This is a genomic window from Photobacterium sp. Ph5, from assembly GCF_022129445.1.
GTDB lineage: Bacteria > Pseudomonadota > Gammaproteobacteria > Enterobacterales > Vibrionaceae > Photobacterium.
Genome location: NZ_JADQAQ010000006.1, coordinates 107,076 through 125,108, shown reverse-complemented (window position 1 = coordinate 125,108; position 18,033 = coordinate 107,076). Strand labels below are relative to the sequence as shown.

Here is an 18,033-nt window from a genome sequence, read left to right as displayed (position 1 = left end):
CATCTGAAGCCTTCCTTAACGAAGGCTTTTTACTATCAAGACAAAAATACGTTAGCGACGGTCAACAATAAGCATTACACTTAGCGGCTGTTTTTCCGCTTTGGTTTATTCTTATGTCCTATCAATGTCCTTTATGCCATGAGTCGCTTCTTCTTGACACTCATAGCGAACAACCTAAAACCTACCGTTGTTGTAATAATCACCAATTTGATTTGGCAAAAGAAGGCTATGTGAACCTCATGCCTGCTCATCATAAAAGCTCGAAAAATCCTGGTGATAATAAAGAAATGATGCAAGCACGTCGCTTATTTCTAAATACTGACCATTACCAACCACTGCGTGATGCTGTGATTGCACAACTTGGCTCACTTCTGCCTAACGGCGCGACAGAGTTACTTGATATTGGTTGTGGTGAAGGCTATTACACCTCTGAATTTGTAAAACTACGCCAACAATTTCCTGCACTTGCCGTCCATGGTTTAGACATTTCAAAAGTCGCCGTGAAATACGCAGCTAAGCGTTACCCTGAGTGTGATTTCTGTGTTGCATCAAGTCACCGTTTACCCTTTGCCGATCAATTGTTTGATGGTGTAGTACGTATTTATGCGCCATGTAAAGGTGAAGAATTAGAACGCGCGATCAAACCCGGTGGAATTTTAGTGGCTGTGACTCCCGCACCACGCCACCTATATCAATTAAAAGAATTAATTTACGATGGTGTACGCCTTCATGATGTGCCCGTTGAAACGATTCCTGGCTTTGATCTGGTTGCCGATGAGCAACTACATTACGACATGACATTGAGTGGCGCAGAAGCCACTGCATTAATGCAAATGACGCCGTTTGCTTGGAAAACATCAGAGCAAGTATGGCAGCAATTGGCTAGCACCAATGATTTCTATTGTGAGGCCGATTTCGCAATCCGCGTATATCGCCGTCAGTAATTAAACAACAAATGCGAGTTATTACCATACGCAATTGATAATAACTCGTATTAACTATATTATTCATTATTGTTGTGAATTTTGCTTATCTTTAGCTATAAGCTTACTTTCAGGGATATCAATAATGAATAAATGGCTCGCTTTGAGTTTTAGCTTTGCCACACTTTTAACAGGTTGTGCATCTAACACCTCACAAACAACAGCTTTCTCCTCTGCAAACTTAACCACGCTATACGACTACAGCATTACATCACCAATTGGAAAGACCTTAACGGTAAATCAACTAGCAACAGAGCTAAAAAATACCGATATTATTTTAGTGGGTGAATGGCATAGCCACCCAGCAGCTCACCTATTACAAAGTCAATTATTCGCTGCCTTATACCAACAAAATTCACAATTAACCTTATCTATGGAACAGTTCACCCGGGATAAACAAGCTATTGTTGATCAATACCTTGCAGGTGAAATTGGTGAGCGAACATTGGTAGCAGAAGGCAATGCATGGCCAAACTACGACAGTGATTACCGTCCGCTAGTTGAATTTGCCAAGCAAAATAAATTAGATGTGATTGCCGCGAACGCACCGAAAAGTATTGTTCGCTGTATTAGTAAAAAAGGGCCCGAGTACTTAAAAAAGTTACCATCATCAGAGCGTTCATGGGTAGCACAATCACTAACACTTGATAAAGATGCCTATCAAACTAAATTTTTAAGCTCTATGCATCACGGTAATGAAGAGCAAAACCTACGCATGTTTGCCGCCCAAACCGCGTGGGACGATACCATGGCAGAAAGTATGGTCACGTATTTAGACGCACATCCAAACAAACAAATCATCCATGTAGCAGGTCGTTTTCATACAATGGAAGGGCTAGGTACAGCTTCTCGCATTAAAGCACGTAACCCCAACTTAAAAGTCGCGCTTGTCACTCCCATAACAACCTCAGAAGTACTCTCTAATAATGCACTAGATTACAAAGTCACTATGGCACCACTGCCAGTACGCTACGTACAAAAAGAAAAACAGAAGAAAGCAATGATGGATATGATGAAGAGAAACAAAGACTTGAAATGTTACGAATAGCTTAAAATATTAAATTACCATAGCCCAGATAGAGCAGAACCCCATCGGCGGCCAAGCAGTTGGGGTTCTTAAGGGAGATAACAGCTATATCTCTTAGTAGCTTTATTATAGTGCCATAACTACCTTTCTGATTCCTGAACAGTATATCTATACCGCCCATTTTCAATGATAGGTAAAAATGACAACATAGGTTTCATTAACATCCATGGTGAAAAAACAGTGTAGATATTAATAATTCTCTATGTATTTTATATGACACCCATGTAGATATTTAGTTGCAATTTATCGTTACTTTTTTTAAAAAAACTTCTTACGCCGACATTTAGCTTTCTATTGCCAAACGAAAAACGTATGAAATCTTATCTCTGGCATCGCTACCCATCACAAATTAAAGTAAAATAGAAAAAATACAGCTCTCCCAATTTTGAGCCAAAGAAAACTAGGAAAACCATGAAAAAAACATTTGCTTTAACCCACCCTAAAAAAGCTGTTCCTCGCGTTGTTGAAGCAGTGAAATTTGAAGTTAAAAAATACTTACGTCGTGAGCGCAACAAAGCACTTCCAGCTGGCGCTGACTTTTGGGATTTTGATTGTAAGTTTGGTCATACCGAGCAAGAAGCAAAAGTTATTCATGTAAAAGAAATCAACAAGTGTATTGATGAAGCTGAAAAGCTAGAGCTATCATCATTATACTTAGAGATCTTGGCAAAGCCTGCAACACGCGCACAGCGTCCAGATTTTGATTTCGACGAAGAATAATCACATAGCGTTTTAGGTTAAACCCTTTACGGTAAAAGAGTCACCAAGGTGGCTCTTTTTTATAGCCTTAATATTAAATGCTGTTTTAAAAATCGCATGGAGCAAATTACAATCTCATTTCTATCGAAATCAATTTTAACCGCCTTTTTTATACCGTAAGGGAATAACTTAATTGCACCAAACTACACTTTAGAATAATATTCAAAAAAAACCACCTTATATACCCGAAGCACTTCATGATAAATGCAAAATCTCATTGGAAAAAAAGCATAACGTACTTTTTTATCGGTCTTTTTTCCATTTATCTATTAAGTGATTTTATTGCATTTCAAATTTTTAAATACAATGCCGTTAAACGTATTGATGGTTATGAACGTTTAAATCACGGTCGATACGATAAAATAAGCCAAGATATAAAAACGGTCGTCAGTAAATTATCATTAACATGCGATAGTAAAGATGTGAAGATAATGCAGGACTATGCAAACACATCGAACAATATCAGAATTATCCAACTCATTGCAGACCATAAATTATGCTCTATTTATGGTAATAAACCTGCCATAACGTCTTACTACTCAAAACAAAACGCTATTTATAATAATAAGCTATCTATTTATAACTATAGTAATAACAGGCTTATTTTTAACTATAAAATAAATTCACATAGTACTATTAGCTTTGTTTCTGAATCGATCGACCCTTTTTATATTAGTCGAATGATAAATGATAATAACATCTCAATATTTGTTGAATGTAATAACCAAAAACTAAAAATCAGCAATAATAAACCATTGTTATCTTCTTTATATTCATTCTCTCATAAAATGGATAATGGCTACACACTAGTTATCAATCTTAGTAAAGAAGGCCTTAAGCATATAAAAAATGATTATATTTTTGTATTTATTGCACTTTCTTTTTGTTGTTTATTAATATGCCTGTCCTTTGCACTGAGATTTGACAAAAATAAAAGCATTCAGCAATTAATAAAACAAGGGTTAAATAAAGGAGAGTTTATTCCTTATTATCAGCCGATAATTGATAGTAAAACAAATCAATTATCAGGTTGTGAAGTTCTTGTTCGCTGGAAACGATGTAATGGCGAAATATTCCCTCCGTATTTATTTATTAAAAATGTAGAAAATAGTCATCTAATTTATCCTATGACGTTATCTATTCTACAACAAGTCATTGAGGACCTTTCCCATTTACCCGTCTTAAGTGATAATTTCTGTGCCAGTATTAATATCACCCCTAAACAATTAGAAAATTATAAATTTATGGATAAATGCCTATCCGCCATAAATAGCCAACAACGCGACAAACCGAATATCGCGTTAGAAGTCACAGAAAGAATCCCCTTTAGTGACATCGCTAAAGCTAAAGCCGTAATGACTTATCTCAGTGAGAATGGCGTAAAATTAAAGTTAGATGATGCAGGCACAGGATTTGGGGGGTTTAGTTACTTACAAACCTTGCCTTTTGATGCGATCAAAATCGATAAAATGTTCATCGATACGATCGGCACTAATGACATGAAGCGAAATATTTTAAATGCGATCATCAGCTTTGGGCATGAAACAAAACTTGAAATGATCGCCGAAGGTGTAGAGACAAAACAGCAAGTTGAATATCTTATGAAGAAGGATGTACATTTAATTCAAGGTTATTTCTACGCTAAACCTATGCCATTTTCTGAATTTTATCGTTATGCCACTCAATTTATGTAAGTAGTTTTAAAATTCAACCGAAGGAATAAATCAATACGATGTTTCTAAGAAAACAGCACCTTCCGATGCTGTTATTCTTTAAAACCAACGTTCCAATGCACTGCGATCTAATTGCTTAAATGCACGACTGAGTACATCAGCAAGCTCTTGGTAGCGTGGTTGTGATTTTTTCGGCTGCATAGCATAACCTTCACTAACGATTTTCTGGTGGATCTCGCTATACCATTTTGCCAACGACGGAGGGAGCACTGTTTGGCTTCGTTTTCCTAGCCACCATAAACCTTGCAATGGCATCGATAACGCCAATAACGCAACAGCAACGGCTTGTGGCATCGCTGCATAATTATTAAATACCATTTGGGTCAAAATACTAATAGCTGCGACAGCCGGCATCACCTTCGTGGCAAACTTTGTTGCTTTGATATAGCGATGTTCAGGAAAAACGGCAGCCAACTCTTTACGCATTGGCCATGTGCTCATGTAATGCTGACCGTCTTGGAAATACTTCCACTTTGTTTGTTGAGTCATAAAGCACCATTCATCAAAAAAAAATATAATTTTTAAAATTTTTAAGCAATAAACTTGATTAAAATTAAATTTATCTAAAAATGTTTTTGTTATATTGCTTAACAATCGCTATCCTAAGCGCGCTTAAAAGTAATTGTTGCTGTTAATGGTATTAACTGCAAGTTAAGCACCCTCAAGGATGAACCAGAATTGCAGGTAACTCAATTCAAATACTCAAGAATGAGCACGAATTTCACCCCGACTAGACCGATAAATACATCATCGTCTATTCTATGGGTACTTTTTTATTCAAAAATGAATATCAACTTTCAGACAGATTATAGGTAGTCACTCTCATGTCTAAGCTGGTTTTAGTTCTAAACTGCGGTAGTTCATCTCTTAAGTTCGCAATCATTGATCCTGTATCAGGTGACGAACACCTTTCAGGTCTAGCAGAATGCCTAGGTCTTCCTGAAGCACGCATCAAGTGGAAGCTTGATGGCAAGCACGAAGCACAACTAGGTGAAGGCGCGGCTCACGAAGAAGCGCTAGCATTCATGGTTGATACTATCCTTGCTTCTAAGCCTGAGCTTAAAGAGAACCTAGGCGCTATCGGTCACCGTATCGTACACGGCGGCGAGCAGTTCTCTGCTTCAGCTCTAATCGATGACGTTGTTCTACAAGGTATCGTAGATGCATCTGACTTTGCACCTCTACACAACCCTGCACACGTTGTAGGTATCGAAGCTGCTAAGCACAACTTCGCTGGTCTTAAGAACGTAGCTGTATTCGACACTGCTTTCCACCAGACTATGCCTGAAGAAGCATTCCTATACGCTATCCCTTACAACCTATACAAAGAGAACGGTATCCGTCGCTACGGCGCACACGGTACTTCTCACCGTTTCATCGCTCGTGAAACTGCGAAGCTTCTAGACAAGCCTCTTGATGAACTAAACATCATCAACTGTCACCTAGGTAACGGCGCATCTGTATGTGCAATTAAAGGCGGTAAGTCTGTAGATATCTCTATGGGTCTAACTCCTCTTGAAGGTCTAGTAATGGGTACACGTTGTGGTGACCTTGACCCAGCAGTTATGTTCCACCTACACGATCGTCTAGGTATGAGCGTTGCTGAAATCAACACTATGTTCACTAAAGAGTCTGGCCTTCAAGGTCTAACTGGTGTGACTTCTGACTGTCGTTTCGTTGAAGAAAACTACGGCGTTAAAGAAGAAGCAACACGTGCAATGAACGTATTCTGTCACCGTCTTGCTAAGTACGTAGCTAGCTACGCAGCAACAATGGACGGTCGTCTAGACGCTATCGTATTCACAGGCGGCATCGGTGAGAACTCTGCTCCTATCCGTGAAGAAGTACTTAAGCGTCTATCTATCTTCGGTATCGAAGTAGACAGCGAAGCAAACCTTAAAGCACGCTTCGGCGGCGAAGGTGTTATCACTACTGCAAACAGCCGCATCCCTGCAATGGTTGTTTCTACTAACGAAGAGTTAGTAATCGCAGAAGATACAGCGCTTCTAGCTGAAATCTAATCTAACGATTATCTCAACGGCTGGCTTTAAGTCAGCCGTTTCTTCATGACATTCCGTCATGTTCTCATGTGGTATTGTTCTATAGTTATTCTAATAACTAAAATGAATTGTTATTGAACAGTGCTTTATCATTCAATAGTTTGAGGAATTCATAGTGTCCCGTACTATTATGCTTGTTCCAGTTGGCGCTGGCGTTGGTCTAACAAGTGTTAGCCTTGGTGTACTTCGTGCAATGGAACGCAAAGGCGTTCGTGTTTCTTTCTTTAAGCCTATCGCTCAACCGCGTAAAGGTGGCGATCAGCCAGATCTAACAACAACAATTATTAGTGCTAACAGCGATATGCAAATCGCTGAGTCATTCTCAATGGCAAGTGCTGAAGAATTGATCCGTAACGACAAAACTGACGTTCTTCTAGAAGACATTGTTGCACGCTTTAAAGCTGCAACAGCAGATGCTGACGTAACGCTAATCGAAGGTCTAGTTGCTACTCGTAAGCACCCTTTTGCAAACCAAATCAACTTTGAAATTGCAAAAACGCTAGATGCTGAAATCGTGTTCGTTGTATCTCCAGGTACTGATAACCCAGCTCAACTTAAAGAGCGTATCGAAGTTGCATGTTCTAACTTCGGTGGTATCAAGAACAAGCAAATCTCTGGCGTTATCGTTAACAAACTTAACGCACCAGTTGATGCAGAAGGCCGTACACGTCCAGATCTTTCTGAGATCTTTGACGATGCAGAAGGTACTGTTCCTTCAAATGTTGAAATCATGCAAGTGTTCAACTCAAGCCCAATTCGTGTACTAGGTTGTGCACCTTGGAGCGCAGAGCTAATCGCTACACGTGCAACTGATATTGCTCAGCACCTAAATGCTGAAATTATCAATGCCGGTGACATCGAAACTCGTCGTATTAAGAGCATCACTTTCTGTGCACGTTCTATCCCTAATATGGTTGAGCACTTCCGTCCAGGTTCACTACTAGTAACGTCAGCTGACCGTCCAGACGTAATTGTTGCAGCATGTCTTGCAGCAATGAACGGCGTTGAGCTAGGTGCACTACTTCTAACAGGTGGTTACGACCTACCAAAACCTGTTATGGATCTATGTGAGCGCGCATTCGCAACTGGTCTACCAGTAATGACTGCTCAAGGTAACACTTGGCAGACATCTCTAAATCTACAGAGCTTCACACTAGAAGTACCTGCAGACGATAAAGAGCGTGTAGAGCTAGTTAACGAGTACATGGCAAGCCACATCGATGGCAACTGGATTGAATCTCTAACTGAAGGTTCAAACCGTGAGCGTCGCCTAAGCCCACCAGCATTCCGTTACCAGCTAACTGAGCTAGCTCGTAAAGCGGCTAAGCGTATTGTTCTTCCTGAAGGTGACGAGCCACGTACAGTGAAAGCTGCGGCTATCTGTGCTGAGCGCGGTATCGCGGAATGTGTGCTTCTAGGTAACCCTGATGAAATCCGTCGCGTTGCTGAGCAACAAGGCGTTGTTCTTGGTGCTGGCGTAACTATCATCAACTCTGATGAAGTTCGTGAAAACTACGTTGCTCGTCTAGTTGAGCTACGTGGCGCGAAAGGCATGACTGATGTTGTTGCTCGTGAGAAGCTACAAGATTCAGTATTCCTAGGCACAATGATGCTTGAGAACGACGAAGTTGACGGTCTAGTGTCTGGTGCAGTTCACACAACAGCAAACACTATCGTTCCTCCGTTCCAAATCATCAAGACTGCACCAGATGCATCTATCGTATCTTCTGTATTCTTCATGCTACTACCAGACCAAGTATTGGTTTACGGTGACTGTGCGATCAACCCAGATCCAACAGCTGAGCAACTTGCTGAAATCGCTATCCAATCTGCAGATTCTGCAAAAGCATTTGGTATCGACCCACGTGTAGCTATGATCTCTTACTCTACTGGTACTTCTGGTAAAGGCGCAGACGTAGATAAAGTACGTGAAGCAACAAAACTTGCTCAAGAGAAGCGTCCAGATCTAGTGATCGATGGTCCTCTTCAGTACGATGCTGCAATCATGGAAAACGTAGCTGCTTCTAAAGCACCTAACTCTCCAGTAGCTGGTAAAGCAACTGTATTTGTATTCCCAGACCTAAACACGGGTAACACAACATACAAAGCGGTACAGCGTTCAGCAGATCTAGTATCTATCGGTCCAATGCTTCAGGGCATGCGTAAGCCAGTTAACGACCTTTCTCGTGGCGCACTAGTAGACGATATCGTTTACACAGTTGCACTAACTGCGATTCAGGCAGAGCAAGCTGCAGCTAAATAAGTTTTAAGGCTTATTTAACCGACAGATAAAACGCTCCAATACATGTCTTCAATTTTTATTGAAATGTGTATTGGGGCGTTTTTTATTACTGGAATAAGGTGTTTTAACCCTTTATGCTGGCAAGCTCATTAACGGTTAAGGACAACCTGTTAGCATGGATTTGCTCAACTCTCTCGGGCTATTTATTGGCTCATTGCTCTCCAATACCCTCGCATCACTCTCCGGTGGTGGCGCAGGCTTAATTCAATTTCCTCTACTTATCTTTCTCGGCTTACCCTTTAGCATCGCCCTAGCAACGCACAAAGTGGCAAGTGTGGCATTAGGCGTTGGTGCAGCTATTAAACATTTACGTCAAGGCACACTGTCGTTGAAATTTACACTCTATGTGATCCTTACTGGCGCAATGGGTGTGATTATTGGCGCAAACCTGATCCTCTCTTTTCCTGAAAACATCGCTGAAGCTGCGCTCGGTCTTTTAATACTCGGTCTTGGTATTTATTCACTGATGAAAAAAGAGCTCGGACAAAACGAAAACGCTATTCATCGCGACATAAAAGGGATGATCATTGGTGGATTAAGCTTAGCCATTATTGGGATATTAAACGGCTCACTTACCGCAGGAACAGGGCTATTTGTTACCCTATTTTTGATCCGTTGGTTTGGTTTTAACTACAAACAAGCGGTAGCGCTAACCTTAGTAAGCGTTGGGCTATTTTGGAATGGTATTGGCGCTGTCGCTATTTACCAAGCTGGCGCACCGATTTACTGGCCTTGGATCCCCATATTATTACTCGGTTCATTACTCGGTGGTTATTTAGGCGCTCACCTAGCTCATCAAAAAAGTAATCAACTCATCAAACGTTGCTTTGAAGCCCTGACTTTCATTATTGGCTTTAAGTTACTTTACTCAGCTTTCTAATCCACGCTATTTAAGGAGTATTTCATGGATAAAGCGATCATTGATATCTACTACTGTCGTCAATGTAATTGGATGCTACGCTCTACATGGATGACCCAAGAGCTACTACATACTTTCAGTGAAGAAATCCAAACCATTAGCCTTCATCCAGACACAGGTGGTCGTTTTGAAGTTCACTGTAATGGTCAGCTTATTTGGGAACGTAAAGCCGATGGTGGCTTTCCAGATGCGAAACAACTAAAGCAACGTATTCGTGATGTTATCGACCCAGAGCGCGATTTAGGCCACGTAGATCGACATAGTAAGTCATAAACGATAATACCTAGCCCTAAATACAATAACGCCCTGAATGTGCTTTCTCTATTAAGTGGCTTTGCGCTTAAAACCAGAGAGCTGCATTCAGGGCGTTACTTTTATCAATTAAAAATTAGATCTGGGTGTGAACCAGTACTTCACCGTCAAAGCTGATCACAGATAGCTGATTACCATCTAATAAGCCATAACTTGCAGGTAAACCATTACGAGGAATCGCGACAGAGCCTGGATTGAACACAAATAGCTCATCTTTTGCTTCTGCTACAGGAATATGAGTATGACCCGATACAATCACATCACCCGCACGTAAACGAGGATGTTTATTGGCGTTATACAAGTGACCATGAGTTAAAAACAAGCGCTGACCTGTTAGCAATAACACAAGGTTGTAATCTGCCATAATGGGGAACTCCAGCAGCATTTGGTCTACTTCACTGTCGCAGTTACCGCGTACCGCCGTAATACGATCACCATAGCGATTTAACAGCTCAGATACCTTGATAGGATCGTACCCTTCAGGCAATGGATTACGCGGGCCATGATTTAAAATATCACCCAATAGAATTAAGTGCTCTGCACCACTTTGTTCAAACGCTGCAATCATCTTTTCAGCACTAGCCAAAGAGCCATGAATATCAGAGGCAAAAAAGAGTTTCATTATCAAAAACCAGTCATAGATACACGCTCGAAGTCTACTCGCAGTCTTATCAAATTACCATGTTAGCGATACTGACATCTCACCATAAATGCAACCAATTGCTTATACTGACGTAATATTAGAGATAATACTCTCACGTCACAATATTAATAAAATGGTTTTTAACTGACTCGTTATACTGATAATTTAACTGATATAGAATGCTGATATATAATAGAAATAAGCGACACATCAAAACTTAGATGATGACTGATAATGGAATAACGACATGAATATTTTAATGACAGGCGCAACAGGTTTTATCGGACGAGCTCTTATTCCCCATTTCAATCATGATCACGTCACCATACTTACACGTAACCCTACTCGTGCTTACAATCAACTAGGTCATCATATCCACGCCGTTGATAACCTAGATAGCTTCGACAATTTCGACCAATTTGATGCTGTTATCAACCTTGCAGGTGAGCCGATCATCAATAAGCGTTGGAGTGACAAACAAAAAGAGAAAATCTGCCAAAGTCGTTGGGACATCACCAAGCAATTAGTTGATAAAATCAATGCTAGCACTAACCCTCCGCATACATTTATTAGCGGTTCTGCGGTGGGCATTTATGGTGATAACCAAGATAAAACCATTGATGAATCCACCCCGCTTGATATTAACGATAACGACTTTGCCCAGAACGTCTGTTACCGCTGGGAGCAAATTGCTCTTGAAGCCAAATCAGAACAAACCCGTGTGTGCTTGATTCGCACAGGTATCGTACTTGGCAAACAAGGCGGTGCATTGGCGCGCATGTTACTGCCTTATCAACTAGGATTAGGCGGAAAAATTGGTGATGGTAAACAATACTTTCCTTGGATCCATATGCAAGACATGATCAAAGGCATTCTGTTCTTACTTAATCACCCAGAAGCCCATGGTGCATTTAACTTTACAGCGCCAACACCGGTGACGAATAAAGTGTTTAGCCAAACCTTAGCCGCAACTCTAAAGCGTCCACACATTTTATTTACCCCTGCTTGGGTTCTAAAACTAGGGCTTGGAGAGTCAGCACAGCTATTGCTTGATAGCCAACGTGCGCTACCGAATAAGTTACAGCAAGAAGGGTTTAACTTTAGCTTCCCTTGTATTGAGCAAGCACTAAAGCAAACGTTGTGTGATTGAGAGAAATAAAAATAGGGGCTATTCTTAGCCCCTTTTCTTTGACACAGCCATCTCAAGTTCTTGAGACTTTTTTCGACTGAAGACTATAAGCCACAATATCTTCAATTGTCACAACTAGCATATTGTGTTGCTTAGCAAAAGTACCACTACTGGTTCTTTGTCATTGTACTGTCAATACCTGCTAACTCAAAAGTACCCTGCAAGCTTCAAACCTGAAATGCCAGATCAAAGATATCACGCCACTAATTTCGAAAGCGATTATTCTCTGAAGTTTAATCATATTATATGTCACATTTGTGTATAATCATTATATTGTTATCGAAAAATTAGGGTTATAAAACTAGCTTTTGCATCTTTTATAAATACCAAATAAATATTCAGATATTCTTTTATTGGACTCTATATACTTATATGAAAGGAAAGAAAAGAATGTATTTACTAATAAAAAAACAAACCAAAAAATAACCTTTTCAGAATTACTTTCGATAACTGGATTTATATAATCAACAAGCATTAATAATGGCAACTGCATAAGATAAAATGAGAAACTTATTTTACCAAGAAATATAACAACTTTTGAAAAAAAACCAAACCCAATATCAACATGAGCTAAATATAATATAACTACAATTATAGAAGGAATTAAAATATAATTACTACCCATATAAAAATCATTATTTTTCGTCATTGTATAAATAAAAATAAACAAAGAAAACAAAAATAAACCTTTTCCAACCCTCATACCAGAAAGATATAGTTTACCTAATGAAACCCCAATAACAAACTCCGGCAATCTATATATTGGCGTCGCATAATAAACAGAAAAAACAGAGTTTATATTCACAGAAAGTTCTTTAGATAATGGTATTATGAGAGAGGATAGTATATATGACAATATTAAAACAACTATGAGATTCTTATCTTTTATCATAGTTAAGATCGTCGGGAAAAGTATATAAAAAAATAATTCCGTTGAAATCGACCAACTCCCACCAAAATTCCAAATACCAAAAGATTGATAAAACCAAGACTGAATAGGTACAATAAATATCAAGAGGGATGTTAGTATAGTCTTATTTTCATAACCCATTATAAATAAAAAAGGTAAAGTTAATACCCCCATAAAAAAGTATGCTGGATATATTCTCAAAAAACGTTTAATGTAATAATTCTTTAAATTATCACTATTATAATTATAAGCCATAACAAAACCTGATAGTATAAAGAAAAAACTCATACCAACAGCTCCATTTGAAATAAACTTATTTATATAATGACCAAAATCTATTGGAACTCTTCTATTAAGATGAAAAATCACCACATAAAATGCAGAATAACATCGAAGGGCCGTTAATCCCTTTAATTCCTTTTTTACCATTCTAAATACTCTCTATAAGTTAGAAGAGAGTATTCTACCATTATATACCTGACAAAAGCAGTTTCTTAATCTGCGAGCGTGACACTAAACACACCAAGCTAATCGCCAGCACAGGTAAGCCTATCCACATTAATGGGTGCAAGGTAAACGGCAGTTCAAAACCTTTCACCACCAGCAAGCCGACAACAAATTCAGCGCCAACAGCCGCAATAATGCCAGCTAATAACGCGATAATACCGTATTCACACCACAAGGTAGCGGCAATGCGTTTTCGGCTTGCACCAAGTGTGCGATAAAGCTGAATTTCGGTTTGACGCTCTGAAATACTCAAGCGTAATAAGGTCATGATTAACAGCAATCCACTCAGAACACCTAAGCCAGCTAATACTGTGAGTGACCAGCTAACCTGAGTTAACAAACCTTGAATGCGTGTTGCCATCATACGTAAATCAAGCACACTCACGGTTGGGTAATTACTGGCTAAGGTATTAAGTAAATCGCTTTGCTGATCATTCACTCTAAAACTCACTAACCATGTAGCAGGAAACGACTGCAATACATCTGGAGTGAAAATAAAATAGAAATTCGGCTTCATATTACGCCATTCCACATCACGAATACTGTTTACTGTGGCGTTAAATTCTAACCCTCCAATGGTAAAAGCCAGCTTGTCACCCAATGCAATGTTTAAACGTTTCGCAATGCCAGATTCCACCGAAACACCAGAGCTACTCCCCCATTTACCTGTAATCACCTCATTATGACTCGGTAAGGTTTTCGCCCATGTGAAGTTAAGTTCTCGTCTTAATGCGGGATCGCGTTCTGGGCTATTGTCGGAAGTAATCTCCGCAGGTGCGTCACTTTGGTTTTCATCTTCTGCAGAATAAAAGCGTTGATCATTAACCGCTACCAATCTTCCACGGGTCACAGGATAACCATCAGAACGGGCTAATTGGTTATCGTCTAAAAATGTGAGGTAGTCTTGTTGTTGCTCAGGCGAGATATTGATCGCAAACACGTTTGGCGCGTCAGCAGGTAAGGTATTTTTCCAATCCGCTAGTAGCTCGTTACGTAGTAAACCTATCACGGCTAATAGCATTAACGAGCACGTCAATGCCGCTAATTGGGTAGCGGTTTTCGCTTTACTACGATTGACGCGACTTAACGCCAAAGCATAAGCAGAGCCAAACTTAATCTTCTTAAGTAATGCGATCGCTGCGATGCCAACTAAAGCCAACAACACTAACAGTGCCACCATGCCCAATAAAGTGAGCCAAACAAATACATTGCTACCAATCCACCATATCGCTGCAAAGACAGGGAAGATCAACAACAACCATGTAGCTGAGAATTTAGACGTCGGGGTCTGGGTTGCTTGTACCGTATTCATAGCAGAAGCATTCACTAAACGAGAAAGCGGAATACCCAATGCTGGCAATGAAATGAAAAGAGCGAGCAGTAAGCTGATCACTAACGGCGCAAACCCAATGCTCGGTAATTGATCTGGCAGCAATTGTTGCAAAGGGTAGCGCAGTAACCATTCAAGCCAAAAACCCAACAGTAAACCCACGCCAATCGCGACCGAAAACACAACCGCAATTTGTTGTAATAACCATCGCCAGAGAAAGCGACGACTTGCACCAAGGCTCTTCATCATCGCAACAGACGTGATCCGCGTCGACGCATAGTGCTGACATGTAAGCACTAAGGTTGCTGATGCCATGAGTACCACTAACACTAAAGTCAGTGATAGGTATTGCCTTGCTCGTTCAATGAAATCACCACTGCGCCCTGCGTCGTTTTCAGTTAACCAACGTTGGCTCGGTGTTAGCGAAAACTGTTTACTAATATCAGCCAATGCTGAATCTGAACCTGAGAAGTAATAACGATAACTGAGCCTGCTGCCTTCTTGAATTCCACCAATGGCTGCAATGTCTTGGTTATTAATTAGAACGGCTGGCATTTGGCTAAATGGATTAAACGAAAGCTCGGGATCTTCTAAGATTCGCCCACTGATGGTTAGCTCACCATCCCCCAGCATTAGCGTATCGCCTACTTTGACATCAAGCAGCGAAAATAAGCGTTCTGATAACCACAACTCACCAGGCTTCACATGATGTTGCACAGACTTATCTGCCGCTTGTAATCGTAAATCGCCACGTAATGGAAATTTCGCATCTACGGCTTTAACACTGACTAACTGCATACCGTTATCGCTAAATGCCATGGTACCGAAACGGGTTTGCAGTGAGGTGATCACATTATTAGTTGATAGGTGCTTGAGATCGACTGCTTGAGAGGATTGCAACACCATGTCAGCCGCTAACGCAGAGCGACCTTGCGAAACAATGATCCCTTCCACTCGGCTTACCAATGCCGATAATGCAAACACACAGGCAATAATTAAGCTCAATGCCAAGGTAACTAACCATAACTGACCTTGTCGGATTTCACGCGACGCCCAACGTAAAAAGAACGGACGTTTTTTCATCGAAAGTGAATCACTCTGCATGACGTTCATCCCTCGCGAGTTTGCCGTTATCTAATCGCATAATTCGATCGCAACGAGCCGCTAATGTATCGTCATGGGTGACAAGCACCAGTGTTGTGCCACTGTTTTTATTAAGCTCAAACAACAACTCAATGATCATGGCTGCGGTATGCTGATCGAGGTTACCTGTTGGCTCATCAGCAAACAAAATTCTCGGTTTGATCATAAAAGCGCGAGCTAATGCGACGCGTTGCTGTTCACCACCGGATAACTGACTCGGTAAGTGGGTTTCTCGCCCTTGCAAGCCAACAACTGCAAGCAGCTCTTTTGCTCGCTCAATGTCTACTTCATTGTCTTGGATCAAACACGGTAACGTGACGTTCTCGAGTGCATTTAAGGTCGGTAGTAACAGGAAGTTTTGAAACACGAAACCAATTGATTCACTACGTAATTGAGCGCGTTGTTCATCATCTAACGTAGAAAGGTTATGACCAAGTAGCTCTATTTCACCTTGTGTTGGTACATCTAGCCCTGCCAGTAATGTCATCAGAGTTGATTTACCCGCGCCAGAGACGCCAACAAGAGCAATAGATTCACCTTGCTCGACCTCAAGCGAAACATCCTGCAAAATAGTCATAGGCGACAAGGTAGTCGTGACTTGTTTTGAAACAGAGTGTGCCTTAATTACGGAGACAGACATGATACGAATCCTTTCATTGTTGATGCTGGTGTTTTCATCCACCGCATTGAGTCAAACACTGTTAGTTCTTGGCGATAGCCTCAGTGCTGGTTATCAGATGCCAGCAGAGAAAAGCTGGCCTGCACTTCTGCCGCCACTGTTAGAACAGCAAAAACAACCAACGACCATTGTGAATGCAAGTATCTCTGGTGATACCAGTGGCAATGGATTGGCACGATTACCAGCATTATTAGAACAACATAAGCCTGATTTTGTTTTGATTGAATTAGGTGCGAATGATGGCTTACGTGGGTTTCATCCTAAAATATTACGTAATAACCTTAGCCAAATGATCACTGAGATCCAAAAAGTGGGATCACAGCCACTATTAATGCAAATTGAAGTCCCACCGAATTATGGCAAACGTTATAACGAACTGTTTCGCAATACTTATCCATCATTAAGTAAAGACACCAACGTGCCTTTATTGCCGTTTTTTCTAATCGATATTATTGTAAAGCCAGAATTGATGATGAAAGATGGCCTTCATCCAACCGCACAAGCACAGCCGCTGATCGCTCAATTTATGGCAAAGCATCTTCAACCTTATCTCAACAAGGAAAGCTCACAGTGACACAATCTATTTTAATTACAGGGTGTAGCTCTGGTATTGGCTATTACTGCGCAAAAACACTGACCGAGCAAGGCTTCAATGTAGTTGCCAGTTGCCGCAAACTTGAAGATGTGGAAAGGCTCAATCAAGAAAGTATTCGTTGCGTTCAATTGGATGTCACTTCTGAGTCATCCATCACTGAAGGTTTAAACCAAGCCCTAGCCATTACAGGCGGAAAATTAGATGTATTATTCAATAATGCCGCTTACGGACAACCCGGCGCATTAGAAGATTTACCAACATCAGCCCTGCGTGAGCAGTTTGAAGCGAATTTCTTTGGCTGGCATGAACTGACTAAACAAGTGATCCCGCTGATGCTTGCCCAAGGTCATGGCAAGATTGTGCAAAACAGCTCCGTGCTAGGTTTGGTTGCGATGAAATACCGTGGCGCGTATAACGCCAGTAAATTTGCTATTGAAGGCTATACTGATACCTTACGTTTAGAGTTAGACAATACGCCGATTAGTATTTCTTTGATCGAACCGGGGCCAATTGAAAGCCAATTTAGAGCTAACGCAAAACGTATGTTTGAACGTCATATTGATATGAACAACTCTCGCCATTATGACAACTACCAAGACACCCTATCTCGCCTTGGTAAAGAAGAGGTTACCAACAAATTCACGTTAAAACCTGATGCTGTATTACGCCCACTATTAGACATCATTAATAGCTCTTGCCCAAAATCACGCTATTACGTGACACAACCGACTTATATTTTTGGTTTCTTACGTCGTATTCTACCAACATCAATTCTTGATAAGTTGCTGATAAAAAGTAATTAATAAAAAATAAGCTGCTTAAAACTCGTAACCTTTAGGCGGCTTTCTCATCCTATAAAAGTGGTGATAAAAACAACATTTA

General features: G+C 40.5%; 16 protein-coding genes. 11 read left to right on the top strand and 5 right to left on the bottom strand.

Annotated features, from left to right (window positions below; genetic code table 11):
• Positions 1-113: 113 nt before the first annotated feature.
• From rlmA to I3259_RS04190, 4 genes are all read left to right on the top strand, one after another.
• Entirely contained in the window at positions 114-944 is an 831-nt protein-coding gene (gene rlmA, locus I3259_RS04205) for a 23S rRNA (guanine(745)-N(1))-methyltransferase (protein ID WP_238028472.1), read from the top strand.
• Between the two features lie 124 nt (positions 945-1,068).
• The gene (locus I3259_RS04200) at positions 1,069-2,031 is read left to right on the top strand and encodes a ChaN family lipoprotein (RefSeq protein WP_238028471.1); all 963 of its coding nucleotides are present in this window, start codon (positions 1,069-1,071) and stop codon (positions 2,029-2,031) included.
• A gap of 450 nt (positions 2,032-2,481) precedes the next feature.
• Positions 2,482-2,790 carry a DUF6172 family protein gene (locus I3259_RS04195; protein WP_238028470.1) on the top strand — a complete coding sequence of 103 codons (309 nt, stop codon included), beginning with the start codon at positions 2,482-2,484 and terminating at the stop codon, positions 2,788-2,790.
• Between the two features lie 236 nt (positions 2,791-3,026).
• Positions 3,027-4,523: an EAL domain-containing protein gene (locus tag I3259_RS04190; protein ID WP_238028469.1), complete on the top strand. Its 1,497-nt coding sequence runs from the start codon at positions 3,027-3,029 to the stop codon at positions 4,521-4,523.
• A 78-nt stretch (positions 4,524-4,601) separates the two neighbouring features.
• Here the strand turns inward: I3259_RS04190 and yfbV are convergent, their stop codons facing one another.
• Positions 4,602-5,051: a terminus macrodomain insulation protein YfbV gene (gene yfbV, locus I3259_RS04185; protein ID WP_238028468.1), complete on the bottom strand. Its 450-nt coding sequence runs from the start codon at positions 5,049-5,051 to the stop codon at positions 4,602-4,604.
• A 335-nt stretch (positions 5,052-5,386) separates the two neighbouring features.
• On the opposite strand from yfbV, the gene I3259_RS04180 reads away from it, so the two are divergent.
• The 4 genes from I3259_RS04180 to I3259_RS04165 all read left to right on the top strand — a co-directional run bounded on the left by I3259_RS04180 (position 5,387) and on the right by I3259_RS04165 (position 10,116).
• Positions 5,387-6,583, top strand: a complete 1,197-nt coding sequence (locus tag I3259_RS04180) for an acetate kinase (protein ID WP_238028467.1) — start codon at positions 5,387-5,389, stop codon at positions 6,581-6,583.
• A gap of 154 nt (positions 6,584-6,737) precedes the next feature.
• A complete protein-coding gene (pta, locus tag I3259_RS04175; RefSeq protein WP_238028466.1) occupies positions 6,738-8,885 on the top strand; it encodes a phosphate acetyltransferase in 2,148 nt (715 codons plus the stop codon).
• A gap of 154 nt (positions 8,886-9,039) precedes the next feature.
• The gene (locus I3259_RS04170) at positions 9,040-9,804 is read left to right on the top strand and encodes a sulfite exporter TauE/SafE family protein (protein ID WP_238028465.1); all 765 of its coding nucleotides are present in this window, start codon (positions 9,040-9,042) and stop codon (positions 9,802-9,804) included.
• A 24-nt stretch (positions 9,805-9,828) separates the two neighbouring features.
• A complete protein-coding gene (locus I3259_RS04165) occupies positions 9,829-10,116 on the top strand; it encodes a SelT/SelW/SelH family protein (RefSeq protein WP_045084265.1) in 288 nt (95 codons plus the stop codon).
• A 115-nt stretch (positions 10,117-10,231) separates the two neighbouring features.
• Here the strand turns inward: I3259_RS04165 and yfcE are convergent, their stop codons facing one another.
• Entirely contained in the window at positions 10,232-10,777 is a 546-nt protein-coding gene (yfcE, locus tag I3259_RS04160; RefSeq protein ID WP_238028464.1) for a phosphodiesterase, read from the bottom strand.
• Positions 10,778-11,045: 268 nt separating this feature from the next.
• Between yfcE and I3259_RS04155 the strand changes: the two genes are divergently transcribed.
• Positions 11,046-11,948, top strand: coding sequence for a TIGR01777 family oxidoreductase (locus I3259_RS04155; protein ID WP_238028463.1), 903 nt, complete (start codon positions 11,046-11,048; stop codon positions 11,946-11,948).
• A gap of 340 nt (positions 11,949-12,288) precedes the next feature.
• On the opposite strand, the gene I3259_RS04150 is transcribed toward I3259_RS04155, so the two are convergent.
• The 3 genes from I3259_RS04150 to I3259_RS04140 are packed head-to-tail and all read right to left on the bottom strand — an operon-like array spanning position 12,289 to position 16,517.
• The gene (locus I3259_RS04150) at positions 12,289-13,326 is read right to left on the bottom strand and encodes an acyltransferase (RefSeq protein ID WP_238028462.1); all 1,038 of its coding nucleotides are present in this window, start codon (positions 13,324-13,326) and stop codon (positions 12,289-12,291) included.
• A gap of 40 nt (positions 13,327-13,366) precedes the next feature.
• Complete coding sequence (locus I3259_RS04145; protein ID WP_238028461.1) at positions 13,367-15,838, bottom strand: FtsX-like permease family protein; 2,472 nt, start codon at positions 15,836-15,838, stop codon at positions 13,367-13,369.
• Positions 15,828-16,517, bottom strand: coding sequence for an ABC transporter ATP-binding protein (locus I3259_RS04140; RefSeq protein WP_238028460.1), 690 nt, complete (start codon positions 16,515-16,517; stop codon positions 15,828-15,830). Before I3259_RS04140 ends, I3259_RS04145 begins: the two co-directional genes overlap by 11 nt.
• Here I3259_RS04140 and tesA point away from each other — a divergent pair.
• Entirely contained in the window at positions 16,516-17,130 is a 615-nt protein-coding gene (tesA, locus tag I3259_RS04135) for a multifunctional acyl-CoA thioesterase I/protease I/lysophospholipase L1 (RefSeq protein WP_238028459.1), read from the top strand. The genes I3259_RS04140 and tesA overlap by 2 nt on opposite strands.
• Complete coding sequence (locus tag I3259_RS04130; RefSeq protein WP_238028458.1) at positions 17,127-17,954, top strand: SDR family oxidoreductase; 828 nt, start codon at positions 17,127-17,129, stop codon at positions 17,952-17,954. The genes tesA and I3259_RS04130 overlap by 4 nt, the downstream gene beginning before the upstream one ends.
• Positions 17,955-18,033 lie beyond the last annotated feature (79 nt).